The sequence below is a fragment of the Bradyrhizobium sp. KZN70725 genome (genome assembly GCF_055264925.1).
This window is the reverse complement of the sequence record NZ_JBUYWT010000005.1, coordinates 1-26,014: the sequence shown is the minus strand read 5'-3', so window position 1 is coordinate 26,014 and position 26,014 is coordinate 1. Positions and strand designations below refer to the sequence as shown.

Annotated in this window: 20 protein-coding genes, 1 tRNA gene and 1 pseudogene; 10 read left to right on the top strand and 12 right to left on the bottom strand. The window is 58.2% G+C overall.

The features are described 5' to 3' along the window. The first annotated feature begins 37 nt into the window (after positions 1 to 37). Positions 38 to 1,534: a DUF1254 domain-containing protein gene (locus tag ACZBJS_RS06340; RefSeq protein ID WP_463438566.1), complete on the top strand. Its 1,497-nt coding sequence runs from the start codon at positions 38 to 40 to the stop codon at positions 1,532 to 1,534. 567 nt (positions 1,535 to 2,101) lie between these two features. Here the strand turns inward: ACZBJS_RS06340 and ACZBJS_RS06335 are convergent. After that, positions 2,102 to 3,427: a TAXI family TRAP transporter solute-binding subunit gene (locus tag ACZBJS_RS06335; protein WP_463438565.1), complete on the bottom strand. Its 1,326-nt coding sequence runs from the start codon at positions 3,425 to 3,427 to the stop codon at positions 2,102 to 2,104. A 137-nt stretch (positions 3,428 to 3,564) separates the two neighbouring features. Here ACZBJS_RS06335 and ACZBJS_RS06330 point away from each other — a divergent pair. Beyond that, positions 3,565 to 3,798 (top strand): annotated as a pseudogene (locus ACZBJS_RS06330) (DUF992 domain-containing protein). 688 nt (positions 3,799 to 4,486) lie between these two features. Here the strand turns inward: ACZBJS_RS06330 and ACZBJS_RS06325 are convergent. After that, complete coding sequence (locus tag ACZBJS_RS06325; protein ID WP_463438564.1) at positions 4,487 to 4,966, bottom strand: hypothetical protein; 480 nt, start codon at positions 4,964 to 4,966, stop codon at positions 4,487 to 4,489. Positions 4,967 to 5,207: 241 nt separating this feature from the next. Beyond that, positions 5,208 to 5,303, bottom strand: a tRNA-Arg gene (locus tag ACZBJS_RS06320). A 663-nt stretch (positions 5,304 to 5,966) separates the two neighbouring features. Between ACZBJS_RS06320 and ACZBJS_RS06315 the strand changes: the two genes are divergently transcribed. The 6 genes from ACZBJS_RS06315 to ACZBJS_RS06290 all read left to right on the top strand — a co-directional run bounded on the left by ACZBJS_RS06315 (position 5,967) and on the right by ACZBJS_RS06290 (position 14,184). Then, positions 5,967 to 6,707: a hypothetical protein gene (locus tag ACZBJS_RS06315; RefSeq protein WP_463438563.1), complete on the top strand. Its 741-nt coding sequence runs from the start codon at positions 5,967 to 5,969 to the stop codon at positions 6,705 to 6,707. Positions 6,708 to 6,730: 23 nt separating this feature from the next. Next, entirely contained in the window at positions 6,731 to 8,290 is a 1,560-nt protein-coding gene (locus ACZBJS_RS06310; RefSeq protein WP_463438562.1) for a type I restriction-modification system subunit M, read from the top strand. Continuing rightward, complete coding sequence (locus ACZBJS_RS06305; RefSeq protein ID WP_463438561.1) at positions 8,287 to 9,549, top strand: restriction endonuclease subunit S; 1,263 nt, start codon at positions 8,287 to 8,289, stop codon at positions 9,547 to 9,549. The genes ACZBJS_RS06310 and ACZBJS_RS06305 overlap by 4 nt, the downstream gene beginning before the upstream one ends. Beyond that, a complete protein-coding gene (locus tag ACZBJS_RS06300) occupies positions 9,549 to 12,725 on the top strand; it encodes a type I restriction endonuclease subunit R (RefSeq protein ID WP_463438560.1) in 3,177 nt (1,058 codons plus the stop codon). The genes ACZBJS_RS06305 and ACZBJS_RS06300 overlap by 1 nt, the downstream gene beginning before the upstream one ends. A gap of 415 nt (positions 12,726 to 13,140) precedes the next feature. Next, on the top strand, positions 13,141 to 13,809 hold the full coding sequence (locus ACZBJS_RS06295; RefSeq protein WP_463438559.1) for a hypothetical protein: 669 nt from the start codon (positions 13,141 to 13,143) through the stop codon (positions 13,807 to 13,809). A 3-nt stretch (positions 13,810 to 13,812) separates the two neighbouring features. Further along, positions 13,813 to 14,184 carry a hypothetical protein gene (locus ACZBJS_RS06290; RefSeq protein WP_463438558.1) on the top strand — a complete coding sequence of 124 codons (372 nt, stop codon included), beginning with the start codon at positions 13,813 to 13,815 and terminating at the stop codon, positions 14,182 to 14,184. A gap of 21 nt (positions 14,185 to 14,205) precedes the next feature. Here ACZBJS_RS06290 and ACZBJS_RS06285 read toward each other — a convergent pair whose 3' ends face one another. The 8 genes from ACZBJS_RS06285 to ACZBJS_RS06250 all read right to left on the bottom strand — a co-directional run bounded on the left by ACZBJS_RS06285 (position 14,206) and on the right by ACZBJS_RS06250 (position 22,007). Next, positions 14,206 to 14,559, bottom strand: a complete 354-nt coding sequence (locus tag ACZBJS_RS06285; protein WP_463438557.1) for an HNH endonuclease — start codon at positions 14,557 to 14,559, stop codon at positions 14,206 to 14,208. A gap of 699 nt (positions 14,560 to 15,258) precedes the next feature. After that, positions 15,259 to 16,620, bottom strand: a complete 1,362-nt coding sequence (locus tag ACZBJS_RS06280) for a phospholipase D family protein (RefSeq protein ID WP_463438556.1) — start codon at positions 16,618 to 16,620, stop codon at positions 15,259 to 15,261. 61 nt (positions 16,621 to 16,681) lie between these two features. Then, positions 16,682 to 18,082, bottom strand: coding sequence for a DUF4365 domain-containing protein (locus tag ACZBJS_RS06275; RefSeq protein ID WP_463438555.1), 1,401 nt, complete (start codon positions 18,080 to 18,082; stop codon positions 16,682 to 16,684). A gap of 36 nt (positions 18,083 to 18,118) precedes the next feature. Further along, on the bottom strand, positions 18,119 to 20,572 hold the full coding sequence (locus ACZBJS_RS06270; protein WP_463438554.1) for an AAA family ATPase: 2,454 nt from the start codon (positions 20,570 to 20,572) through the stop codon (positions 18,119 to 18,121). Continuing rightward, positions 20,569 to 20,745: a hypothetical protein gene (locus ACZBJS_RS06265; protein ID WP_463438553.1), complete on the bottom strand. Its 177-nt coding sequence runs from the start codon at positions 20,743 to 20,745 to the stop codon at positions 20,569 to 20,571. The genes ACZBJS_RS06270 and ACZBJS_RS06265 overlap by 4 nt, the downstream gene beginning before the upstream one ends. Before the next feature lie 129 nt (positions 20,746 to 20,874). Beyond that, positions 20,875 to 21,357 carry a GIY-YIG nuclease family protein gene (locus tag ACZBJS_RS06260; protein WP_463438619.1) on the bottom strand — a complete coding sequence of 161 codons (483 nt, stop codon included), beginning with the start codon at positions 21,355 to 21,357 and terminating at the stop codon, positions 20,875 to 20,877. Between the two features lie 58 nt (positions 21,358 to 21,415). Beyond that, complete coding sequence (locus ACZBJS_RS06255; RefSeq protein ID WP_310883510.1) at positions 21,416 to 21,679, bottom strand: conjugal transfer protein TraD; 264 nt, start codon at positions 21,677 to 21,679, stop codon at positions 21,416 to 21,418. A 1-nt stretch (position 21,680) separates the two neighbouring features. Then, positions 21,681 to 22,007: a conjugal transfer protein TraD gene (locus tag ACZBJS_RS06250; RefSeq protein ID WP_310883509.1), complete on the bottom strand. Its 327-nt coding sequence runs from the start codon at positions 22,005 to 22,007 to the stop codon at positions 21,681 to 21,683. Between the two features lie 171 nt (positions 22,008 to 22,178). On the opposite strand from ACZBJS_RS06250, the gene traA reads away from it, so the two are divergent. Together traA and ACZBJS_RS06240 are read left to right on the top strand one after the other, a co-directional pair. Then, the gene (traA, locus tag ACZBJS_RS06245; protein ID WP_463438552.1) at positions 22,179 to 25,190 is read left to right on the top strand and encodes a Ti-type conjugative transfer relaxase TraA; all 3,012 of its coding nucleotides are present in this window, start codon (positions 22,179 to 22,181) and stop codon (positions 25,188 to 25,190) included. Positions 25,191 to 25,306: 116 nt separating this feature from the next. Further along, complete coding sequence (locus tag ACZBJS_RS06240) at positions 25,307 to 25,531, top strand: helix-turn-helix transcriptional regulator (protein ID WP_310883506.1); 225 nt, start codon at positions 25,307 to 25,309, stop codon at positions 25,529 to 25,531. A 223-nt stretch (positions 25,532 to 25,754) separates the two neighbouring features. On the opposite strand, the gene ACZBJS_RS06235 is transcribed toward ACZBJS_RS06240, so the two are convergent. Beyond that, positions 25,755 to 26,014: transposase (locus ACZBJS_RS06235; protein ID WP_463438551.1), on the bottom strand; the 260-nt coding region annotated here is incomplete at its 5' end.

Below are 26,014 nucleotides of genomic sequence, written 5' to 3'. Positions count from 1 at the left end.
ACGTGAATACAGGGGAATTCGAATGAAGTTATCTTACGTGGCGCTCGTTTCCATTTTGGCATCGACCGTCGTCTCGGCCTTCGCTCAAGAGCTGCCGAAACAGAAATATTCTGCGAACGTGCCTTCATACATTCTCACCCCCGACACGGTTCAGACCCGCATCGGGACGCTGAAGTTCTTCGACGGCTTGCCGGACAAGGAGACGGTCGAGAAGGTTTACGACCAGCTTGATTTTGGCCGGGGGGTTGAGGCTTTCATGTCGGGCATGCCGGCGGCATCCGTTTACGCGCTATGCGAGGGCTTGAGCAGCGTCGGAGTCGAGCGCAATGGCGCCATCGGGATTACCGAAGATTTGATGGACGCGCGCTCCATATTCCTCACGCCGAATTCGACGACCGTCTATGTGTTTCAATGTCTCGACCTGAACAAAGGTCCGATGGTCGTGCAGGTTCCGCCCAAAGTGCTTGGACCGGCGGATGACGCCTACTTCCACTGGATCATCGACGTCGGCCTCACCGGGCCCGACAAGGGCAAGGGCGGCAAGTATCTGTTCGTTCCGCCCGGCTACAAGGGAGCTGTGCCGGATAGCGGCTACTTCGTTGCGCGGCCGAAGACCAACGGTGTTGTCATCTTCTATCGCGCCTTTGTCGAAAAGGGCGACATTGCCGGCGCGGTAAAGAGCGTCAAGGAAAATGCGCGTGTTTACCCGCTGTCGGCTACGGCCAAGCCACCGGCGCAGAAATTCGTCAACGCATCCGGCATGAAGTTCAACACGGTTCATGCCAACACCTTCCATTTTTATGAAGAACTCAATGCCGTGGTCCAGAATGAGCCGGTAGGATTTGCCGGACCGGAAACGATGGGTCTCTTTGCCGCGATCGGGATCAAGAAGGGCGAGCCATTCGCTCCGGGTGCCCGCATGAAGGCGATTCTCACGGACGCCGTTGCCGTCGCCAATGCCGCAGCGCGCGCCACCGTATTTGCGCCGCGGGATCCGCGCGTGAAGATTTATCCCGACCGCGAATGGGGAACGGCCTTTCCGGGCGGCAGCTATCAGTTCATGGACAACGGCGCCTACAACCTGGATGCACGGTCATTGTTTCATTATTACGCGACCGGGATTACGCCGGCGATGGCGGCAGCAAGACCCGGAAGCGGCTCCGCCTACGCGTATTCCGCCCGCGATTCCCAGGGCAGCTATCTCGAAGGCGGCAAGACCTACAAGATCACCTTGCCGGCGCCAGTCCCGGTCAATCAGTTCTGGTCTTTCACCGTTTACGACAATCAGACCCGCTCGATGCTGGAAACCAACCAGAAGCTCGCCGGTATCGACAGCAACCAGCCAAACATCAATAAGAATGCCGACGGCTCGGTCACGATCTGGTTCGGCCCGAAGGCGCCGGCTGGCCATGAAGGCAACTGGGTCGAAACCGTACCTGGCAAGGGATGGAATTCGCTCCTGCGGCTCTACGGACCGCTCGAACCATGGTTCAACAAGTCCTGGAAGCCCGGTGATTTTGAGCTGGCAAATTGACGACGCCTTGCCGGCGCTCCGTGAGGGCGCCGGCAAGAAGCCGCTGATTGTCCCCGTGCACGGCATCAGATCTTCGAAAAGCCGGCAACGAACCGAGCGCTCGTTGTGGATAGGATTCTAGCCAGCCGCAATTCCTTACGAAACCACCGCCAAGCTATTGAAACCACTGGAGGGTATTTTGAAGGTCTTGAAATCGTTGAATAATCAAACTGATTTTGATTCCGCCATTCGGAGGTTCGATCCCTCCCGCCCCAGCCATCCAGTGGCTCAACCTAAGAGAGTCTGCGCGTTCCGCGCGAATACCCTATCGCACTTGCCCAGTTTTCGGGGGCCGGCCAAAAAAGCACCGATCTGAAGAAAATGAGAGCTTCGATAGTTGTAAGGGTCCAGCGGGTTCGCACGTGGAGAACTCTGCCCCAAGCCCGCCCGAACCAAAGGAAATCCCCGGATTTACGACGATGAGCTTTTTCGCGTCACCTGTGGACAATTAAGCCCAGCTGCTTGATTCCGGCGAACTCGATGGGGTTGTTGGCTCTGTCCGCATTGTCCAATCGCCTGTTCTATTCTCTATGCTACCGAAGCGATCGGGGGTTTTGCCAAAAGCATTGCTCTGCGGTCATGAATCAGGTTTTCTAAGCGGTGAGCTACGACGTTCAGTGTCGCGGCGTCGACGGCTTTTTCATCGCCCGCCTCGGCCTTGAGGCGTTCGGCCTTCAAAATATTGTCTATCTCTTCCTCGATGCCTAAAAGTTCGCTGTCGGAGTTGACCGTACGAATCCGGCGCGCGAGGCCATAAAGGGTGTCGAGGGGCCCCTCCCGGAATTCGGGCTGCCCAATCCCCAAAAACTTCCAGGCGGCGGCGAGGACCGAAGCAATTCCTCCAAGGATCATCGGGCCTAGGTAAATGTAGTTGCCGTATTCATCCATGAAGCTCTGTGTTGTGGCGTTGTAGACAGCCAAAGCTCCAGGATGGACGGGAAGGTAGGCGTCCGCGTCAGTGCTGGGAGCTGTGATTTGGGCGAACAGGGGATTCTCCCGCAGTAGCTCCCTGCGTACTTTCAAGATGCTCTGAGTAAGACTTGTTGCAGCGTCGGCGCTGAGGCCCTTTCGTGCGACGAGATAGAGCGAAGTCCTCAAGGTTGTCTGGTCGTCATCGGGGACCGGAGGTGATCCGCGCAAGGTACCCTTTGGCACGTCGAAGCTTTCATAGGCGCGATTGGCCTCTGCGATTGCGGCGGCTGAGTCGATCGGGATCAGGACCGGAGTCGCCTTTGTGCCTTGCGGGAAAAAGCCCTTCACCAGCGTCAGATACTTCTCCGTCAGAGGGATCACCACAAGCAGGGCGCTGATCTGTTTTGATTGAACGGCTTGCCGAGCGTCCTGCAGGCTGAGGTTCTTGAAGACCGCCTTGTTGCGGGCAAGATCGTAGGCGTTATTCAACGCATCGACGACTTTGGCGTTTACCTCGCCTCCCAGCACACCAACGGTCCGGCCCTTGAGCTTGTCGATTCCATCGATCGATGAACCCGGGGGAGCGATGAGAAGTACCGTCACATGCGAAAGCACGACGATGGCCTGGGCCTGAGACAAGTCGCCGACATCGCCGCGGACAGCAGCGAGATCGACATTTCCGGCAGCGAATTGTTTGCCTGCTTCAATGGCGGTCCCGGTGTCGACGACCTTTAGCCGGACCGAGGCTCCGTCGGAGGCAAGCTGATTGGCGATCGTCGACATCGCGCTGGCCGCTTCTCCGTCGATCGAGCCGACCGCCAGCGTCAGCGTTACCGGACGATTGTACCAACGATATCCGTACAGCACCGCGGCGGTGCAGAGCAGGATCACGCCAAGCAGCGAGATAAGGCGGAGCCAGAAAGGCATTCTGATCGAAATCATAAAGACTGCCTCAATGCCTGAACAACTTTGCTTTTATCAAAAAATCCACGCGGCAGGGAATACGTCTGATCGATGCAGGTCAAGGGGGCCACGAAGTGCCGCCGATCCAAATCGACCATCCGCCGAAGTAAGCCGCGATGGCGAACTGCTGGGCGGTGTTTGCCCCGACGGCAGGCCCTCCGGTCGGAGCTCTCGCCGGCGAATATATTGGGGCGTCAGGTGACGTCTCCCTCGGCTAGGGCGTCGGCGTCAACGTCCTTGCCGGTGGCTCGGGACGGTCATTTGCGTTGCAGGCAGCTTCGGTAGAGGGCTCAGTAGCTATCAATGTGACCATCGGCCTTTCCGGGCTCCGACTGCGTCCGATCTATTGAATCGCCGCCGTCGGATCGCCGTTTGAAATTAGATTTCGGTGCAGGTGCTCGCGATATCGCAGCCGAAAGCACGGAAGAATTTCGCGAGGGGTCGTTGAAGACGACGTGAGTTTGCTTTCGGGCCTCGACCGGTTGCTGATGGCTTGGACGCCGCTCGTGATCCCGGAAACGCATAGCAGCCCGCTGAGAATCGGGAAGACGCCGGTGTCAACTGACCTCCCAAAGACCTGGTATGTGTCTTCGAGCTGCCAAAAAGGTGCGCAGAGCATCTGCGCAGCGACGTTAGAGACTGAGTGAGAGCTTCCCGACCGAGTGCGATGCTCGGAAATTTGCTCGCCAGAAGTTTGAAAGGATACATCGTGACCGCGGGCACTATCAATCCCTGCACACCGCGGCGGGCAATACCCTCGACGGTCGTTCACCATTGGTTTGCGCAAACGTCCGATCAGCCATTGGTCGAGCCGGCATCATTCGAGGACACCAAGGAGCCAGATTTTTCCGTAAGAGCTTGCCGCCAAATGCAGTGCGCTCGCGCTTTGGCATATCTTGCAAAGACCGGGCCTCAGGCGGTTGAGAAGGTCTGAGCCACGACATCGTAACCGAGAGCCTCATGGGAATGTGCCGCACGGCTCGTTTCCATGAGGGATGTGAACGGCAGCCGCCGTGCTCTCGTCGGTCGCCGTTCTCGTCAATGCCTTCGTCGCGGGGGCAGGCCAACAGTTGATTGCAGCGCATTGGCAAGACGCTCGAGCTCCAGGGTGTAGCAGTACAGACAAAATAGCGATGCCAGAAGCAGCGCGACCCGTGGAAGCAGAATGATCGCGCCTTCGCTTGAACTTAATTTGGGCGCGTGTCGAAGGAAGAATACGCTGAAGAGCGCCCCGCCAAAAATGAAACTGAGGCGGCTGGCAAATCCGAGAAGATGGCCAAGCGCGATACTGCGCCACTCCGGGATCTCAATGTTCCCCATGCGATACCAGTAGACGACTTGGAACGCGCAAAGCGCGACAGCGAGCAGACCCAGCTCCATCAAGGAAATCCGGTGCAACACGCCTAAATTGTCAATCACTGTCCGAAAGGCCCGGCCAATTTCAGCGAGGATGGCGAAAGCAGCCGCCGACTGGAGCGCCAGGCACATCAGATAGGAACGAGTCGGTCGTGGCTTCATGTGGGTCGGTCGTTCATTTTAGGTGTCATCTAGGAGGCATGATTTGATGTCGCACCCGGATGCTCACGTGCGAGCCGGATCACCGAGAGCGGCGTTAGGCGCCACGTTGAGTGTCAAGCTCCTTCATTCTGAACGCAGTGCATCTGCAGTCGACAACGACTTTTTTGCTTACTCGTTCAAATGAGACCGAAGCGGAATTTCGGTTCAGACGCGCGTACCGCTCTGTAAGATAAAGGAAAAGTGGCGCACCCGACACGATTCGAACGTGTGACCTTTGCCTTCGGAGGGCAGCGCTAAGCGACTGACTTAAATAACAATTTGAGATAGTTGCAGGTCCCCGCAACCACTTCTGTCATAACTCACTCACCGTCCCGGTCTAACCGCCGGGGCGGATTCCGGGAATCAGGGGTCGCGACGGCCTAGGTTCGGCTGCGCGCAGCACTATCGTTGGGGTTCATCGAGAGTGAAGGATATAGACGTCCTCTGGACAGAACCTTGCCTTTACTACGAATCTGAGGGGCGGACGTTCGAATCGTTTCGGGCGCGCCACCTAACCCCCTCAAGGACAATCGATTTCGAGAGCAGCCAAAAATGACCCAGACTAAAGTTTCCGTTTAGTCCGGGTTTTAGTCTGGGGATTTTTTTGAACGTAAAGCCTCGCTGATGGCGTCTCGGCTTGTCGCTGAAATGTCAGGAGAGCGATATGTCCGCGCCCTAGACTTAATCTTGCTAGGGCGCTCTTACCTCTCTACCAACAAGAATGCCCAACGTTTCCGGCGCTGCGAATTTTGAGGATTCAGGGTCAGAATCCAGATTCCCCAGCCGGCATTCTGGCGCATGATAAATATCAAATATATCAATAGCTTGCGGTTAGCACCGCAGCGTGCGTACCCAAGCGCGTACCCAGTGTTCGGCGACAGTATTATGGCGGTTGAGCAGGCGCCGTGTCACACTTGTTGCGACTCAAAGAAGACTTCATGCGAGTTGGGGGCAAATCGAAGTGTCACTGAAGCCGAAGGCTGCGCGACCACGGCGGCGCAAGCGCGAGGCCTTGGTTCATCAGCATCTGGAGAACGTCTCGCGGGATTTGTTGGAGCGCCACCCCGAGTTGGTCCGCGAGTTCATCGGACGCAACGCAGGCATCTACGCGCTCTACCGAAAAGGAAAATTGTACTACGTCGGCTTGGCTACGGCGTTGCGTGGTCGCCTCAAGGCACACGTCAAGAATCGGCACGGAAACTCGTGGGACAGCTTCTCTATCTACCTTACGATCAAGGACCAGCACCTCCGCGAGATTGAAGCTCTCCTATTACGCATTGCAAATCCGCCGGGTGCGAGACAGCGCGGCAAGCTTGCTCAATCCAACAATATGCGCAACCGAATTGCCCAAGCCATTCGGCGCAAGCAGAAGAGCGAAGTGACTTCGCTCTTTGGCGCCAGAGCGCGCGCGAACAAGATTGCGCAGAAGACCTCAGGCGTTGAAAGCGATCTAGTGCGGCTCTTGCCACAAGGTGCGCGCATCCGGGGAACGTTGAAGAAGTCGGTTTTCCGCGCCACAGTTCGACCTAACGGAACCGTGCGCTTCCGAGGAGCTACTTATCGCTCGCTGTCGCTCGCGGCCTATGCGGCTATCAAGCGCCCGACAAACGGATGGTGGTTTTGGCAAGTTGAGCGCGGGCGAAAGAATTGGGTGCGGCTTACAAAAATCCGTAAGGTCGGCACTCCAGTGTATATGAAGTAAATGTAGAGCATTCGAGGGGCAGCGTGGCTACAGACCTACAGGAATTTTCGCGAACGTTGTTCGCCGCGGCGGACCAGCTATGGACCAACAGTGCCCTTCGGCCAGACCAGTATGCGCAGCCGGTGCTGGCGCTGATAGCGTTGCGCCAAATGGAGGCCAAGTTTGAGGCCGTCCACGCGGAACTGGCGCCAAAATACAAGGGCCGACTGAAGCCCAACCCAGCGGACTACCAAGCCAAAGGAGCCATCTTCCTTCCCGAGAATGCGCGTTTCTCACGTCTTCTCGCGCTGCCAGGTACGGCGAAACTCGGCACCGAGTTGAACAATGCGATGAAGTCCATCGCTGATGCTAATCCCGATCTGGCCGGTGTGCTGCCACAAGGTTACGCAGGTTTGCCCAATGGCGTATTGCAGGAACTCCTGCGCCTCCTTGCTCCCCTGAAAATCGAAGGCGATGCTTACGGATTGATCTTCGAATACTTCATGGGTCAGTTCGCGTCTTCCTTTATGCAGAAGGGTGGTGAGTACTTCACGCCGGCCTCCATCGTGAAGTTGATAGTCGAGATCATCGAGCCCTATCACGGCGCGATTTTCGACCCGGCTTGTGGGTCAGGGGGCATGTTCGTGCACTCGGCGGACTTCGTTCGCCGGCACCGCAAGTCTCCCTCGAATGAGATTAGCCTCTACGGCATCGAAAAGATGTCGGACACTCTGCGGCTCTGCCGGATGAACCTTGCCGTGCATGGGCTGTCGGGCGACGTGCGCGAGGCCAACAGTTATTACGATGATCCGCACAAACTGATCGGGCGCTTTGACTTCGTCATGGCCAATCCGCCCTTCAATCAATCGGAAGTGGACCGGACGAAACTGGTTAACGATGCAGGTAAGGTCGATGCTCGCTTCCCGCTCGGGATACCTACCGTCAACAACGCGAACTACTTATGGATTAATCTTTTCTATGCTGCCCTTAACTCGAAAGGCCGCGCTGGCTTCGTCATGGCCAATAGCGCGTCTGATGCGGGCGGAAGTGAACGTGAGCTGCGCAAGAAGCTGATCGAGACAGGCGCAGTGGACGCCATCGTCGCCGTTGGCCCGAATATGTTCTTCACCGTGACACTTCCAGTCACCTTGTGGTTCCTCGATAAGGAGAAGGCCAAGAAGCCACGCGGCGACAAGGTGTTGTTTATCGATGCGCGACACCTGTACCGGCAAGTAACGCGGGCGCACCGTACGTTCGACCCGGACCATGTCGAGTTCCTTGGCAATATCGTTAGGCTATGGCGTCGCGAGAAAATCGAAACCGCAGCCGGAAGCGGGGCGCGCATGGCCGAGGCATTTCCTAACGGGTTGTATAGAGACGTGCCTGGCCTATGCAGGATTGCATCTCGCGATGAGATTGTCGGACAGGATTGGAGTCTTAACCCTGGGCGTTATGTCGGTGTCGCCCCGGGGCAAAGGCATGATGACGAAGAGTTCAAGGAGAAGCTGGAGGCGCTGCAGGAAGAGCTCGAAGGGCTCAATGCAGAGGCGGCGCAGTTGCAAGAAAGCATTGCGCAGAACGTAGCGGGGTTGCTTGGCGCATGAAATCGACACGTATGTTATCGGAGCTCTGTTCGCTTATCGTGGATTGCGAGCACAAGACGGCACCGTTGTCGGCCGAGGGCTACGCCTCAATCCGAACGCCGAACGTTGGACGTGGCCGGCTCAAGCTTGATGGCGTGAACCGGGTGGATGAGGCGACCTATGAGAGGTGGACTAGACGAGCAGTTCCGCAAGCGAGCGATCTCATCATTGCTCGTGAGGCTCCTGTTGGAAACGTAGCTATCATTCAGCCGGGTGAGCGGGTCTGTCTTGGACAAAGGACAGTCTTGGTTCGACCAGACGCAACGAAGGTCGATCCGGGCTATCTCTGCTACTATTTGCTGGGAGACTACGCGCAATCCAGATTTCAAGCGGCGGCTATTGGGGCGACCGTGCCGCATTTGAACATGAAGGACATCCGGAATCTTCCGGTGCCTTCACTTCCATCTCTTTCGATCCAAAGACGAATTGCATCTATCCTTGAAGGTTATGATGACCTCATTGAGGTGAACCGGCGCCGGATCAATCTGCTGGAAGAGATGGCGCGTCGGCTGTTTGAGGAGTGGTTCGTTCGCTTCCGCTTTCCGGCGCGCGATACCCACATGACCTATACTCCGGATGTACCTTTGCCTGACGGGTGGACTTTCGTTCCCCTGGGAGACGTCTGCGACGAAATAACTGACGGTTCGCACCACAGTCCACCATCGGTTGAAGACGGATACATGATGGCATCCGTGAAGGACATGCGTGACTGGGATTTTGATCTCTCTGAGTGCCGCAAGATTTCTGCAGGGGCCTACGAGGAGCTTGTAAGAAATGGCTGTCAACCATCGGTAGGCGATATCCTTGTCGCGAAGGATGGTGCGAACCTCAACAAGCACACGTTTTTGATCCGGAAGAAGCTGCCTCTCGTTCTTTTATCATCGATTGCTATCTTGCGGCCGCACAAGGATTTCGAACGAGAATATTTGGTCGCTCTGCTCAAATCCGAGGGAACGAGCGAGGCGATCAAACAAATGAAATCAGGTGCAGCAATCCCGCGTATCGTTCTCCGCGATTTCAAGAAACTTCCAATTCTCGTACCTCCTCGGTCACTTCGGCAGTCGTTTGATGCGTTGGCGGGTCCTATGCACGATTTCATCCGTAGTCTGTCTATGATCAACCTTCGGCTTGCGCAGGCGCGAGACCTTCTCCTTCCGCGCTTGGTCTCTGGTGAACTCTCAATCGCGGCTGCTGAACGAAAACTGGAGGCCGTCGCCTGATGGTCCCTCCCCAGAAGTCGCTCTCAGGCGCCATCACCAGCGAGGACGGGCTGGTGGAAACGCCGGGCATCGATCTGCTGGTGGAACTCGGCTGGACCCACGCTGATTTGTTCAATGAGGAGTTGGGGCCTTCGAACTCAACCGGCAGGCAATCGTTTCGTGAAGTTGTCCTGTCTACGCACCTCCGCTCTGCGCTTCACAAGTTAAATCCATCATTGCCAGATGAGGCCTTGCAGCAGGCCGAGTTGATCCTCACTACCGATCGCTCCGCGATGCTGCCGGTCGCCGCTAATCGCGAATTTTATCGCTTGCTGCGCGATGGCGTCGTCGTGCAAGTGCGCGCGCCCGACAGTTCGTTCAAGAATGAGCGCGTCGCAGTCATCGACTGGACCAACCCAACGGCCAACCACTTTTTCCTCGGCTCGCAGGTGTGGATCGAGAGCATCCTCTACAGCCGTCGACCGGACGCGATAGGCTTCGTCAATGGCATCCCGCTGCTACTAATCGAATGGAAGGACCTGACGCAGCCGGTTCAGGAAGCCTACGAGGCCAACCTGCGTGACTATCGCGACACCATCCCGCGGTTGTTCGATTTCAACGGCTTTGTCGTTCTCTCTAATGGACTTGAGGCCTTGATGGGCGCGAGCCATGCACCGTTTGATGCCTTCGCGTCTTGGAAGCGGTTGGAAGAAGACGGACCGGAGAGCGTTGCGCTGGAGACCCTATTACGGGCTACGTGCGAACCGGCTCACTTTCTCGATCTGGTCGAGAACTTTCTGCTATTCGAGGATGCGCGCGGAGGCCTGCGCAAGGTGGTCGCCAAGTATCATCAGGTTCTTGGTGTCAACAAGGCCATAGCGGCAGTGGAGCAGATCGGGGAGAACCGGGGCCGCCTCGGCGTCTTCTGGCACACCCAGGGCAGCGGCAAGAGCCTGTCGATGGCAATGTTTGCCGAAAAGGTGCTGCGGTGGCTCGGCGGCAACTGGACCTTCGTTATCATCACTGACCGGCAGGAGCTGGATGACCAGATCGCTGGGACATTCGCGTCGGTGGGGGCATTGACCAAGCCGGTCGAGGACTGTCAGGCCCAAAGCCGCGCCCACCTTCGGGGCTTGTTGGCGGGTCAGGAGCGGTACGTCTTCACTTTGATCCATAAATTCTCAACGGCCGACCGTGAGCCGATGCCAGTGCTCTCGGAGCGCGCCGATATCATCGTCATCACCGACGAGGCCCACCGCAGCCAATACGACCAGCTTGCTGCCAACATGCGCCGAGCGTTGCCGAATGCCGCCTTTATTGGGTTCACCGGGACGCCACTCATTGCTGGACAGGAACAGCGAACCCGAGAGGTGTTTGGCGATTACGTCTCAGTCTACAACTTTGCCCAGTCCATCGCAGACGGTGCGACGGTGCCGCTCTACTACGAGGCCCGAAAGCCAGAATTGCAGTTGGCTGCCGATGAATTGAAGGACGAGCTGGACGCGCTGCTCGACGAGGCCGCGCTGGACGGAGAGCAGGAGAAGAAGCTCCAGCAGACGTTTGGCAAGCAGTATCACCTCATCACGCGCAATGACCGGCTGGACGAGATCGCGACGGACCTCGTGCGCCACTTTTCGGCTCGCGGGTATCTGGGCAAGGCAATGTTTGTCGCGATCGACAAGGCAACCGCCGTCCGCATGTATGACAAGGTACGCGCAGCATGGACCAAGGAGCTGGCAGCCCGGGAGACGCAATTCGCCAAGGCCTCCGAGGCGGCGCGGCCAGGCTTGGCCGAGCGGCTCGATTGGATGCGCTCCGTAGACATGGCTGTTGTTGTCAGCCAGTCACAGAACGAAATCGATGACCTGAAGCAAAAGGGGCTAGACATCCTGCCTCATCGCGAGCGGATGCAGAAGGAAGACCTTGAGGCCAAGTTCAAGGACTCGAACGACCCGCTGCGGTTGGTGTTCGTTTGCGCGATGTGGATTACCGGCTTCGACGTGCCCACCTGTAGCACGGTCTATCTCGATAAGCCGATGAAGAACCATACGCTCATGCAGACCATTGCGCGGGCGAACCGCCGGGCGCCGGGGAAGAGCGCAGGCGTCATCGTTGACTATGTCGGTGTATTCCAAAACCTTCAGAAGGCACTGGCCATCTATGCCGCGAGGGGCAGTGACGGTACGCCAATCCGAGACAAGGACGAACTGGTCGCAGAACTGGAGAAGGCACTCACTGACGCCCGAGACTTCTGCAGCGCCTTCAATGTGGATGTGGATGCTATCTTCGCGGTGAAAGGGCTGGAGCGGACCAAGCTCATCGCGCAGGCGGTTGAAGCGCTTATAGCTCCCGATGAGCGCCGGCGTGGCTTCTTTCGAGTCGTGAGCACGACCGTGCGAGCCTATAAAGCGCTGCTGCCCGACGAACGCGCGGCTCCGTATCTCAAGCCGGTAGCCACCCTGCACGTTGTCGCCGAGGCCATTCGTGGCAAGCTCGGTCCCGTGGACATCTCCGCCGTGGCGGCCAAGATCGAAGTGCTGCTGGACGAGAAGATCGAGGGTGTTGCTATCACGGCGCCGATCATTGAAGGGGACGAGGCTGGCGGCCGCGTTGATCTGTCCGCTATCGACTTCGACAAGCTCGCCAAACTGTTTGCCTCCCGGCCTCGCACGGCCACCGAGAAATTGCGCACTGAGGTGGAGGCGAAGGTTCAAGATATGGCAGCCCGAAACCCCACGCGAGTTCACCTCGTCGAGAAGCTCGAGAAGCTGGTCGAGACCTATAACCTTGGCACTATCGACGTTGAGGCGTTCTTCGAGGCGCTGAAGGCGCTCACAGCCGAGATGAGCGACGAAGAGCGCCGCGCCGCCCGCGAAGGCCTCAGCGATGATGAGCTTGCCATCTTCGATCTTCTAACCAAGCCCGAACCAAAGCTTACCAAGGCGCAAGAGGTAGAGGTGAAGAAGGTCGCGCGTGACCTGCTGGAGAAGCTGCAGGAGCAACTCGCGGTGGCCGAATGGCGTGCGAAGCAGCAGACGAGGGCTGCTGTGCAGACGACCATCCGCTTTACTCTAAACGACCTGCCGGAGGAGCCCTATCCGGAGCCCGTCTGGAACGAGAAGGTTGACGCGGTTTGGGCGTTTATCTTTGCGCGACGGCAAGCACAGGCGCGCGGCGTATCAGCAATTCGCCCATGAAACTGGACAGCAAGGGGCCAGAAGGGGGAGGGCGAGCTTATTTTGCAGAGCTACCAAGGCGGGAGCTTCAATTCGCTGATTATCTGTGGTAGATGATCTGAATTGTTCTCTTGATGATTTTCATAAGGCCCCTCGGATGAAACGCCATTGCGTTTGCTTGGTCCTGCTGGTCTCCGCGAACTTCTTACCGTCGGTGGCATTCGGAGAGTGTGATCTCTCGACGTACGATCGAACTGCCCCGCGAGCAATCAGATCAGGGCTGGACAATGGCACGGCCCATTTTGAATGGGCTACCGACGTAGATACAGTCGACGGTCGCAGTTGGATTTGGCACTACTTTAAGAACCTCGATGCCAATCGGGGTCTTGGCTATAGATGGCCCAAGGCCAACCTTCGCCGTGCTTTGGGCAGTCCCTTGCAGCCGGGTAAGGTCGACTGCAACCAGTACTTCGTCAGTTCAAAATTTGGTACCGACGATAACGCGCCAATTACCTACGGAACGAGCGAAGCCGAGCAACGGGCCGCGGTGTACTCGGAGACAGCTACATCGGCGAGTGGACAGAGCACGCAAACCAACACGGCAGGACCAACTCAGGGTGAAACGGGTTCTGTCATCGAAACCTCTTACGCCACACGATCGGGCAGCACCGAGAACGTACGTGTCGCGATTTCGACCAGCGAAGGGGATAGTCCGGATTATCGTTGGAGGCTTCAAATACAACGGACGCCGAATGTGATCGTCGGTATATCGGGTGTCCTGAAGTTCCTCAATGACCAACAATTCAGGTCGCTGTTCGATCAATTCAGAGGGCAATCGGTGCAGGTCGACGGGATTGACCTGCAAAAGATGACTGGCCGTGACGAGAAAGAAGCGTTTGCTGGTCTATTTTCGGAAGCTGAACTCCCGGCCCACGCCAATCAAGTCTACTTCGTTGTGTTTGGCGACGGAGCTGCGAATGCAAAGGTGGTCATACCCGCGGCGGCATTGCGGCCTATTTCCACCGACCTCGTTCTGTTTGATCGCGAACGACGTCCGTTCTTTGCAACTACGCTGAGACTGCTCGCGCCGGATAACACGAGGTAGCGAATGGGTCTCACCATTACCGCACTGTTCGGGTTCGTTTCGGGCATGTTGAGTTATGGGCTTTTTGTCCCGTCCGATCTTAAACCGCTCACCCTCGTTGGTATCGCGGCATCTATTTCTGGCTACGCTCTTGGAAGCCAGGCGAGGGGCCTCCCCGGATGGGCCCGCGCTATGTTGATCATTGTTAGCGCCGCCGTGACGGTCACTTGCATCATTGCCTATGTCATCTACGTTCAGCGTGGAACGGGCGAGCTTGCGGACGTTATTTTGCTTGCGGGCTTGCTCTTTGGAGCTTTCTTCGCGTTGACTTTTCTGATGTCGCTGGCGGGAGTGTCGATCGAAAAGAGCTGGGGTGGAGGTAAGGGCGCCCATTGATTGCCGGTGCCCATGTGAAGCTCAGGTGAGTTGATCGTCTGGGCGCCTGCCGTTGCAGAAGAACTTCGGGTCTCTTTCCAGCGCCGCTTGGCACCACGCCCGGTGCGCCGCCTCGGCTGTCTTGAAGGTTCCGAGGTTCTTTCTCCGTCCCCCTCTAAGTCGTATGTCGGCACGGTAGCGGCCGGTTCCGCGATTATACGAAGCGCCCTTGAGTCCACTCACGCAATCAGACCGCACAATGCTGTTCATCCTGTTCTCGGAGACAGAGCACTCCCGCAGGTTCTCCAGCCTGTTGTCCAACCGGTCCCGATTGATATGGTCCAAGCGTCCTAAGGGCCAACGTCGGTGAGCTAAGGCCCACACGATGCGGTGCACGAGGTACAGACCGTTGTCGATCGATACTCTGCAGTAACCCTTGGCTCCGATGTTTCCTGCTGCTTCACTGTCAATCGGCGTTCAAATTTGACCCCTCATCGGCGTCCAATTTTGACCCCTTTGCGCGGCGGGCTTTGCTGGTAGCGCTCGTCTCGTCGGAGCTGGCCGGGATAGGCGCGGCTCACCAATCGCCGCTTTACTGCTCTTTCAAGGGGCGAACGCTCCTCGCTGCAAAAGACAAGTATTATCAATAAGCTAGAGCATCTAGGCGGCGTAGGGCACTCAGCGCCTCTATTTTTCATCTCGCGGTCGGCAAATGCGGTGAAAATCCGGACCTCCCGGTCACGACGAGTATCCGGCACACCCGCATTCCTTGATGGCGGAGCGGCGCAAGTCATCCCGGCGAAGTGAAACTGAAAGAAGCACACGAAGCCGCTGTTGGCATACTCAAGCTAAGCCCTAGGCAACCTTAGGTTATTGGTGAGGCGCACATCGACGATCTTGTTCATCAAGAAGACGATATCCGGACACGCGATCAAGTTTAGTCCGTCCCAGGCGCTCTGCACCTCGGCGATAGGCACCAATAGCCGGCCTCATTTTTCGGATGTTGGCCGTTCTCCGATGTAGCGTTCGCCGGATCAGTCAACACTGGCTAGCAAGTAGGTCGAGTGCCGTAGCTCCTGCCGCAAAACTGGCAAGTTAATCCCCGTGAAATGCGACCGGAAAGCCGAGCGAGTAGAGGGCCTTGCTTGTGCGGTTGTTCCGCGGCGGAAATTTATCGGGTAATGCCCATCCGACGAGCTCGCCAAGCGCACTCAGGCCCAGATGCTCGATTTTCCAGGTCTCGTCTGAGGTAGCCTCCCACAAACGGGAGGGTACGGTTTCATCCGTGCCCTCATAGAGAACGTGACTTATGACCTCGAGAACAGATGAGCCATTTTGAGAGCGACGGCTGAAAAGAAACCTCGCAAGTTCCCTTGTCTTTGTCGCCATGTCATACCGCGTGCCTCCCAGCAGATGAAGCGTCGCGTTAGAAACGCGTCGGGCATGATCCTGGATAGACCAAACTCTGTCGCAGACCGCTTCAAAGTCCTCCGCGGATAAGCCGAGCAGGCGATCTTGCGAGAGAGCGTCTCGAAGGAACGGCGCCCAGTCAAAGAGCATCCGATCTTCCTTCGACGGAGGGGCGGGCAGGTCACGCCACCAAGCCATAGCATTACGGACGGCCCGCGCTGGGTTATCCCGGTTCTCCTCATGCCTTTCGGCAAAATGGCTTCGGCGATCCTCGCCGATCACGTTGTTGTAATAGTAGGCATGAAGAAACTGGTCAGCCTGCGCGCCTTGCGAGACCCCGGCAGGCAACCAGGCTGGCCTATTTTCATCTTTCGAAACGTTTGCCCCGATGTCGCGTAAGATCTGGAGCGTCGCAAACCATTCGTCGAGAAAAGCCGTCTTCTGAGCGTCCTTGGCTGCTTTCGGAGCGACGGTGACCAGCCCGGGCCATTGTCTAACGCCAGCTGATCCTAGAAACCGCTTCCGATTATGCCGATCTTGCTCATCCAAGCGCAAGAGTTCTCTGGCGCGTTCTTCTATGGCCTTGAACAGTTCATTGGTGAGGGGAGAGGCGTGCTCGTCGACCCGCCGGAAAAAGTCGCTCAATTGCACATCCATCGCGGAGGCGATCATTTCGGACTCGTCGAAATAACATCCAGCTTCGATGTTTTTGTTCCACGCGGCGTCGGTCAAATTTGCCGAGCCAACGTAAGCACCCACGCCGTGCCACCAGATGACCTTTGCGTGGAAATGGGTAACAAGCTTGCAGACGAAATTCGGTGACCGTCGATCAAGGAAGGAACGCAGGATATCGACACGAACTGGAACAGCGTCGTCGAAGCGTCCCCAAAACCGGAGCGGTATGCTGTGTTTCCAGCACCATTCGAGGACTGGTGCAGCGTCAGTCGCATAGGCAACGGCGGCTTCCACTAATTCGGTGTCCCGCGCACAATTGTCCGGAATTTCTCGCAGATACTTGCCGTTGATTCCGTTCAGGATAAGCCGCATCGCTCCCTCAAAACTGGTGCCGTTGCCAGGCTAGAGCCGGCTTTCTAGATCGATGCCGGAGCTACGGCTTCTTGCTCGGCATCAGTGTTTCGCCATTAGCTAGTCGCGTGATCGGAAACGGGCGATCGGGCGGCTCTGTGAATGTCGCAACGGCAGAAGCCATGATCGATTGGAGTTCATCAGCAAAACCGGCCAGCTCCGCCGCAGATTTTCCGTCAAACTGCACGGTGGGCATGGGCATGGGATTTTCATTCCAATGCTCGAGCCAACAAATCAGCGGGCTCAACGGCAGATCGAGATAACGGAAAAGAATGTTGTCTTTCGGAATGCCGTCAAAGCGACTCTCGATGTAATCGCGCAATGCAAAATAGTGAATGCTTTGCGACGCTATTTCGGTCGTTGGTTGGTCTGGCGCGTCGCGCCGCCAGTGAGAGAGCTCATAGTAGTCCAGGTAGGCACTGAACCCGATCGCCAACACGTCGGTGAAGGGTCCGAATTGTCCATTGCGCTCGTCGATCTTCGTAAAGGTGGAATAGACTTCGATTTGGACGTGCGGCCGAACGGACAAGCTCATGAATTGATTGTCGTGCACGTTTGGTACTTCAGTACGGCGCAGATATTTGACGAACAATCGGCCGTTGGTTGTGAGTGGTGCGATGAACGTTGGACATTCGAGTTTCGCATAGAGAGACTCGTTGATATTTTCGGCGTCCATTTCGGCAAGATGGTGTTTGCTCAGTAGCGCAAAATACCGCGTTAGAAACGGGTACATCCTGCTGCGATCGAAAGTGTAGGTTATTGGTATTGCGCCCTCGCGTTCGCGCACAATTTTGCGGATACGGTCTGCGATTAGGCTTAGGTGAAATTGAAGTTTACTGCAAAGCCCCCATAATCCTTCAACGAAAAGATCCAGGGCTGTAAGTCGAATGGCGCCTGTGTCGCTGCCGTCCTCGTGAACAACGGACTCAAGTTCACGGCGAACATTGGCATACTGCTCGTCTGTGTAAACCGTAAGGTCGAAGCGGCCTTGCAGGTAAGTTTCAAATGCCTGATCGATTTTGTTTGCTTTGAGAAACGTGATGTATGCCTCCCCGAGGGGATCGTCGCCGCGCGATTCGACGTACTGCGTCACGTCGACCCAATACACGGCTGCATCCACTGGATGATGCACGAACAGGAACATCGGGATCGATAGGCCTCGCCAATAAGCGAGGTCATCTTTGTCCGGATAGAATTTGAAGGAATCGTTTGTCTCGGACCGGATGTAGCTTGCGCCAGATTTAACTTGAGCACCGACGATCTTGCCGGTCGGGAATTCGCCCAAAGCGATCTCAATCGTTCCGTCGATTCCGACGTCTTCTTCGAGCAAACTTCTCCAAATCAGGTCGAGCCTGTTGCAGGCGTCTTCAACCGCGATCACGCCTGCGCGCGCCTGCTTCGCGTTTCTAACACGCTTTCTCATTGGGCTGTCTGACCTGATGTGATGCGGAGACCCATGCTACGATTTGGGTTTCGCTTCGAGGTTGAGATTGACGCTATTGCAGGCGCAGCGCAGCGATGTCGGCTTTTGACGAGGCGTGACGTATAGCCACGCATCGCAATCCTTGCACTGGAAGCAATCGAGCAACTCGCGGAATGCTGCCGCGACAGGCTCGAAATCGCGCTTCCCGAAGTTCTCCCACTCGTTGTAGTGAACAGCCTTGTTGATTGCCCATTGCTCAACCGAGGAAGCCGCGTTCGAGGCTGATAGCTTTGCCTTGAGGGATGCCGCGTCCGCCTTGCCCTTGTCATTGTTCCACGACTGCGCCGCATCGGCGGCTTTCCCGCAGATGGCCTTGAAGCGCGCAAGCACGGGCGGAAGAAGGTCGTTGAGTTCGTAGCCGCCGTCGGCCCGGAAAATGACGGGGGCGCCGAGCTGGTCGGCTAGATTCCGGGAGACGTATTCCAGATGGCGCCGCAAGGTGGCAGCTGCGACACTGACCTTGTTCTTGGCCAGAGAAGCGGCAATTTCGTCCCATACCTCGACATTCGACTCGACGAGCGGTCCGGTCTCGATGCTCCAGCTGTGTAGGGCGAGGGACGTTTTTCCTGTCACGAGTCCGGCTGATTTCATTTGTTCGGCCCACGTCCGGTCGTGGGTCGTGATTACGAATTGCGTGTCCTTGAAATGTGTTTTGAGCAGCTTGCAGAATTGATACCGATGGCCAGAATCGACTGACATGACCACGTCGTCGAGCAGCGCAAAGGTAAACTGGTCACCGAACAGCCGTTTCATGAGAGCGAGATAGAGGCACACCCCCATGCTGTCTTGATGGCCTTCGCTGTGAAACGCGCCAGGCGGAAACAGGCCGCGTTCATAGAAATTTACCTCAAAATCGAGCTTCCCGGCGCTCGGTGAAAGCTTGGCTGTGAATTTCCCCTCATCATCCTCGTTGATCAGGCGATAGTAGGTGCTGAAGTCTCCTTGGACGTCGTCATAGAGAGCTTCCAGCTCGGCGTCCATTACGTCGCAATATGTGGCGTAAGCACAGGTTGCAGCGGCGACGGCGATGTCCGCCGCCTTGTCGGCGCGCATCGCCTCGCGATAATCGCTCAGCCGAATTTGTGCCGTTGTGAGGAACGTCTGGGCGTCAATCGTTGCGGATTGATCCGGCAAGTCGTTAATAGACTTCGTGAAGCCGTCGATTGCCTTGTCGAGTCCCTTCGGCGCTGTATGCCATCCCGCTCTTAGGACACTGTTAACGGCATAGAGACCATCGAGCGAACGTAGCTTGGGCAGGAGCTGCGAAAGCTCGCCGGACCAGCGATCCAGTAGCGGCCCTAATGTGGTATCCCCTTGTGAAGCCGCCAGCTTGCGCGCGTTTCCGAGCGTCGCGGCCCAGTTTGAAATGACGCCTTCAAGTGCATTGGCGCTGGCAAGCAGACCGTTCTGGACCCGTTGCGCCTCGTCTGATTTTTGCAGTTTGGTTGCAAGGTGATCTCGCAGATGGCGTTCGCTCTCCCAGGGGGAATCGCACAATGGACATTGAGTGCCATCGATCAACTCGATACCCTTCTGAACAAGTGTGCGGCGATGTAGTGAGGCGAGGAGCGCGGGATCGGCAGAAAGCGCGTCGAGCCCTTTGAGCAGTTCGCTTGTCTCTTGCTGGCCGGCATTGGGCAGCTGCTTAAGCTGGTCGTCCAGTGCGACAAGGTCGCGCAATGCCGATTGTTTGTTGAATTGCGGTGCTGGTGCACCGGAGGTGACGCCGGCATCAAGTTTGGTGTCCGGCCCGAGCTGACTGAGCGGAGGAAGGCCAAGGAGCTTACGTCGTGTATTGACCGCGGCGATCAATTCATCGGCCTTTAGGGCGGGAAGCTGGGCATGTGTGAGCAAGCTGTTTCTGCTTGATTGGACATGCCCGTCCGTCGTGCGCTTTGTAGCGTTGACGCGATTTTGCGCGGAGTTCAGCGCTGCCCTGGTCTCTCCGAGTTCCTCAAGCTTTAGGATCGCCTGAACTTCCTCGGCGCGGCGTGTCGGCTCGACCAGGATGAAGCGCAATATGTCGCGCCGCGAGAGAGCAATTTCGGGATGATCGGCGATTTGCTCGAAAGCCGCTTTGATCTCTGCATCGGCCGGGACGATTTTCGGCTTCCTGGGCGCGGAAATTGTGCGCGTGATCGTGGCGGACTTCTTGAGCGCGGGGAAATAGACTTTGAGTTTGACGAGCGCCGCGTCCGGGAACCGGGCCTGATCGACATGGGGACCGTGTTCGGCGATCGATAGGGTTTTGGTGCCGGTGCCGGACAAGCGGCTGATGCGGCCCGTTAAGCCGAATTCAATGGCGTCGATGACACCGCTTTTGCCGGATCCGTTCGGCCCGGAAATGGCAAACGACTTGTGAGCGAAGTCGATGTCAAGCTTGCGGATGCCACGCATTTCCTCGATGTGAGCGCTTTCAAGCTTGATCACTTGATGTCGCTCCCGGCGGGCGAGGAAAGGACTTTCACAAGGTCATCGGGCTTGATCTTCTTGCCAGTGGCGAAAAGCGCTTCAAGCTCTGCAATCTTGGCCTCATCAATCTCGGTCGTCTCACGTAGTTTAGCAAAGTATTTCGTCGCAATAATTTCTTGCAGTGTTGGCACGCGTGCCCCCTTATCGGTCCGGTTTGGCAATCACCGGTTGTGGGGACGTTAACGGAACGACCCGCCGATTTCCAGAGGGGGCCTATCATCACTTTGGCGGTTGGCTTCGAGCCCGTCCGCGGGACGAGTTCAGCGGTTAATTGGCACTAGGGTGGCGGCATCGCGGTCATAACGGTAGTCGACGATAGACCCATCCTTCAGGCGGTCGACCGCCTCTCCGATGGCGGAAGGCGGCAGCAAAAACCATTCGCGCGGGCGCACCTTCTTTCCAAAGCGGTCGGTAATCTCGATATCCAGCCGTGCCGGAGCGAAAAAATCGTGCAGCAGATGCTCAAGCCGGACGCGGTCGACGTTGTAGAGCGTATAGGTGGTGACCGGATGGACTGGGGCCATCAGAAATGTCGGGTCATCCTTCGCATTTTGGATGCGTACTTCCATCTTACCGGACGTGAAGCCGATCTTATGCAGCACTCCATCCAGCTTCCGGAAGAAGACGTAGAAGTTGAACTGCCACTTCGTGTTGACGGGGCTTGCGGAACTGGGCGCGCTCTTGTCGCGGAGGGCGCCGCACGAGCACGGCCCGAACCCACCATTTGAGCTACAGCGAGAAATGGCGTTTCGCTTGCGACTATCAGGCCCGATGGCGAGACATCAAGCGGTAAGCGCGCGGTTACGCGCCATTGTCGTGCGTTAACGATCTTATCTCGTGTGTTGCGGTGTCCGCCTCGAATGCCTGCTTCCCTTTTGCGGCCCACAGCGCTCGCGCATGTTCGCCCTGATCGCTTTTGAGCCTGTCGGCCATCCACAGTAGTGCGCCGAAAAAGGTAGCCCGGTCGTCGCCAGTCAGGTCCACGATACCGGCCTTGACGACCAGGCCGCCCAGTTCGATGAGGTGCCGCGTACGCTTGCGACGCTCGGCTTGCCACGCGCGCATATCATCCCGCGCCCTTGCCGCCTGATGACGGTCGTGGGCCGCCCGGTTGCGCCGGAGCGCCGCTAGCGTCACGGTCAGGTGCCGGAGTAGGTCGACGCGACCTTCCTTGAAAGAAAGCGGCCCCGCGTTTGGCCCATGCCTCCCTCTTTCCGGTTTCTTTTGTCTCGGCCAGCACGATCAGTGCGCCCGCCAGCTCCGCGACGCTTAACGCATCGGCGCCGGTGGCGATTACCAGTTCGCCAAGCTGCTGCACCTTGCGGCTCTTGAGGTCGCGCGCCTTGTCCCCAAGCGCCTTTAGTTCGGCATCGAAGTCCCGTGGCTTGCGCATCATCATCTCCCGGAGCGTTGATGAAGAAATGATAGTTCAACATCCCGCGTAATGCTGTAGGATCACCGGGACTGGCCGGGACGGGCTGGTCCCTTCCGAGATTTTTTCGAGGGAGGGCGCGCTTATACGTCGTGCCGACGTACGCTTCGCTGTGTAGATGATCTGGTCGCGATGGCGATCTATCATCTTCACGTCAAGGTCATTGGCCGCAAATCCGGCTCAAGCGCGGTGGCGTCAGCCGCCTACCGTTCGGGCTCGCGGCTGCGCGACGAGCGCTTGGACCGCAGCCATGACTTTTCTGGCAAGCGCGGCGTCGTCCATTCCGAGGTGATGCTGCCGGAGAACGCGCCAGAGGCATGGAGCGACCGCGAACGGCTCTGGAACGATGTCGAGGCCTTCGAAATCCGCAAGGACGCTCAGCTTGCCCGCGAGGTGGAGTTCGCCATCCCGCGCGAGATGACACAGGCTCAGGGGATCGAGCTTGCCCGCGACTTCGCTCGGGCCGAATTCGTCGAGCGGGGCATGATCGCCGATCTCAACGTGCATTGGGACGTGACCGAGGACGGCATGCCCAAACCGCACGCCCATGTCATGCTCACCATGCGCGCGGTGGACGAGAACGGCTTTGGCCAAAAGGTGCGGGATTGGAACCGCACGGAGATGGTCGAGCGCTGGCGCGAACGCTGGGCGGAGATCGCCAATGAGCGTCTCGCCGAACTCGACATCGACGCGCGGATCGACCATCGCAGTCTGGAAGCGCAGGGTATCGCACTAGAGCCGCAAAGCCAGATCGGCGCACCCGCTAAACGCATTGAGGACCGCGGCATCGAGGGCGAAGGCAGCGAGGCCGATCGCGCCGAGATGCACCGCGAGATCGCGCGCAGCAATGGCGCGCAGATCATCGCCGATCCCTCCATTGGGTTAGACGCTATCACCCGGCAACAATCGACCTTCACACGCCGCGACATTGCGAAATTCGCGCACCGGCACAGCGACGGGATCGACCAGTTCAACGAGGTCATGAGTGCGATGCGTAGCGCAACTGGTCTGGTCGAACTCGGCAACGACGGTCGCGGCGAGGATCGCTTCACCACCCGCGAGATGATTGAGGCCGAACAGCGCCTGCACCGCGCGGCCGAACTCATGGCGGAACGGGAATGCCATGGGACGCGGGACGCGGACCGCGAGGCCGCTTTGGCACGCGCGGAAGCGCGCGGTCTTGTCCTTTCCGGCGAACAAGCCGAGGCGCTGGCGCATATCACCGATGGGCGCGATCTCGGCGTTGTCGTCGGCCATGCCGGCACCGGCAAGAGCGCGATGCTGGGCGTGGCGCGGGAGGCCTGGGAAGCGGTGGGCTATGAGGTCCGGGGCGTGGCGCTGTCCGGCATTGCGGCGGAAAATCTCGAAAGCGGGTCGGGCATTGTGTCACGCACCATCGCCAGCATGGAGCATGGCTGGGGACAGGGCCGCGACCTGCTCACGTCGCGCGATGTGCTGGTGATCGACGAGGCGGGTATGGTCGGGACGCGCCAGCTGGAGCGCGTGCTATCCCATGCTGCCGAGGCTGGCGCCAAGGTCGTGCTGGTCGGCGATCCGCAACAACTGCAAGCTATCGAGGCGGGCGCGGCCTTCCGCTCGATTCACGAACGTCACGGCGGCGCGGAAATCGGCGAAGTGCACCGCCAGCGAGAGGACTGGCAGCGGGGCGCCACGCGCGATCTCGCCAGTGGCAAAACCGGTCATGCGCTTGAGGCCTATCGCTCCAGGGGCATGGTGCATGAGGCCCAGACCCGCGAGCAGGCGCGGGACGATTTGATCGACCGCTGGGACCACGACCGGCAGGCGTCGCCCGACAAGAGCCGGATCATCCTTACCCACACCAACGACGAAGTCCGCGCACTGAATGAGGCGGCGCGCGAGCGGATGCGGGCCGCCGGCGATCTGGGGGATGACGTCCGCCTGACCGTCGAACGCGGCGCGAGAAATTTCGCCAGCGGGGATCGCGTCATGTTCCTGCAGAACGAGCGCGGCCTTGGCGTGAAGAACGGCACGCTCGGATCTATCGAGCAGGTCGGCAGGCAATCGATATCCGTGCAGACAGACGATGGCCGATCCGTGAAGTTCGACCTGAAAGACTACAACAAGATCGACCACGGCTATGCCGCGACCATCCACAAGGCGCAGGGCATGACGGTGGACCGCGCCCACGTGCTGGCGACGCCCGGCATGGACGCCCATGGCAGCTATGTCGCCTTGTCACGGCACCGCGACGGCGTGGACCTGCATTATGGCCGCGATGACTTTGCGGGTCGGGACCGGCTTGTCCGCACGCTGTCGCGCGACCGGTCCAAGGACATGGCCTCGGACTACGACCGTGCCGATCCGGTAAAGAGCTATGCCGAGCGGCGCGGGATCACCTTCCGCGAGCGCGTGGCCGAGATCGTGCGCAATGTCGTGCCCGAGAAGGTACGCAACATGTTCGACGGCCTTCGCTCTCCTTCAGATATGCCCGACCCGGATGGTGGACGGAGGCCGGAGCGGGAAACGCCGGAAAGGGAACGGAGCGGTACGGCAGCCGCGCGGCGTGAAACCGAAGCGCCGGAAAGGAAGATGGCGGAAGACCCGGATAGGGAAATGCGCCGGTTGCGTACCCGCGCGCTCGTGCGTCATGCCGGCGCCGTGGATGCGATCTTCGAGGCGCAGGAGATGGGCGGCAAGGCCAGTCCCGAGCAGGTGAAAGAACTACAAAAGGCCCGCCGGGTCTTCGAGGAGGTGCGGCCTCACGGCTCGCGCGATGCCGAAGCCGCCTACAAGAAGAACCCGGAACTTGCCCGCGAGGCGGCTGGCGGCCGGGTCAACCGCGCCATCCGCGCGCTCCAGCTCGAGACCGAACTGCGCATCGCCCCTAGCCGCCGCGCCGACCGCTTCGTGGAGGACTGGCAGAGGCTCGACCAAGCCAGCCTGCGCCAGTATCAGGCGGGCGATTTCTCCGGCTACAGGGCCACGCGCTCGGCGATGGGCGACATGGCAAGAAGCCTCGAACGCGATCCGCAACTGGAATCGCTCCTCGACAATCGCAAGCGGGAGCTCGGCATCGCGTTCGAGTCAGGCCGCCGGCTCGGCCTCGAACTCGCCTTCTCCCACTGCATCGACCTCGGTAGAGGCCGCGGCATCGGAATCTGATCCATCCTATTTTCCGCCGTTTCTACGCCACAGTACGACGCCGTGAAAAACGCTCTTGCGCGCGCAACTGCTTGCTCTGTGTAGATCAGGAGCAGTCAGCAGGAGGCAGCGCAGCCATGCGCGAACCAGACCGGATCGTCCGCCTGAAAACCGTCCTTGCCCGTACCGGCCTGTCCCGATCCACCATCTACCGCAAGATCGGCGAAGGCACATTCCCGGCCCAACTCAGGATCAGCGTCAACGGCGCAGGCTGGCGGGAATCCGATATCAACCGATGGATCGCCGATCCCGCGGCGTGGCGTCCGACATGCCTGTCCGGTTCTCACCCAAACGGAGACTGACATGATGGACCAGCAACTCCGTTGCGCGCATCAAGCGACGCAGCAAATACTGGGGCCAGACTGCACCCAATCAATGGTTCGATGTAGGTGTCGTAGAGGACATAGGCTATCGCCTTAGAGGCAACAACAATAACTACCGATTGGACGACGTAATTATCGGCGTGCGTCTAGCCAATGGCTGCATCGTCGATCTCGCCAACGGCAAGACTAGGACGCGGACTTATTAAGGCGCAGCCATAGCCTGATTGACGCGAACAAATGCGAGGTAGTTCGCGGCGAGCCTCTCGTAGCGCGTCGCCGCCCGACGGCATTGTTTGATCTTGTTGAAGAACCGCTCGACCTGGTTGCGAGCACGATAGGGGCTAAAGCAGAGTATCGCTCCGGCGAGGGCCGCCTTGCGCGCTGAGGACGGAGGATGAAGACATAGGCGTATGACTGACCATACGCCTATTTCGAAGGTCTCCCGATTGGAAGTAGTTTCGA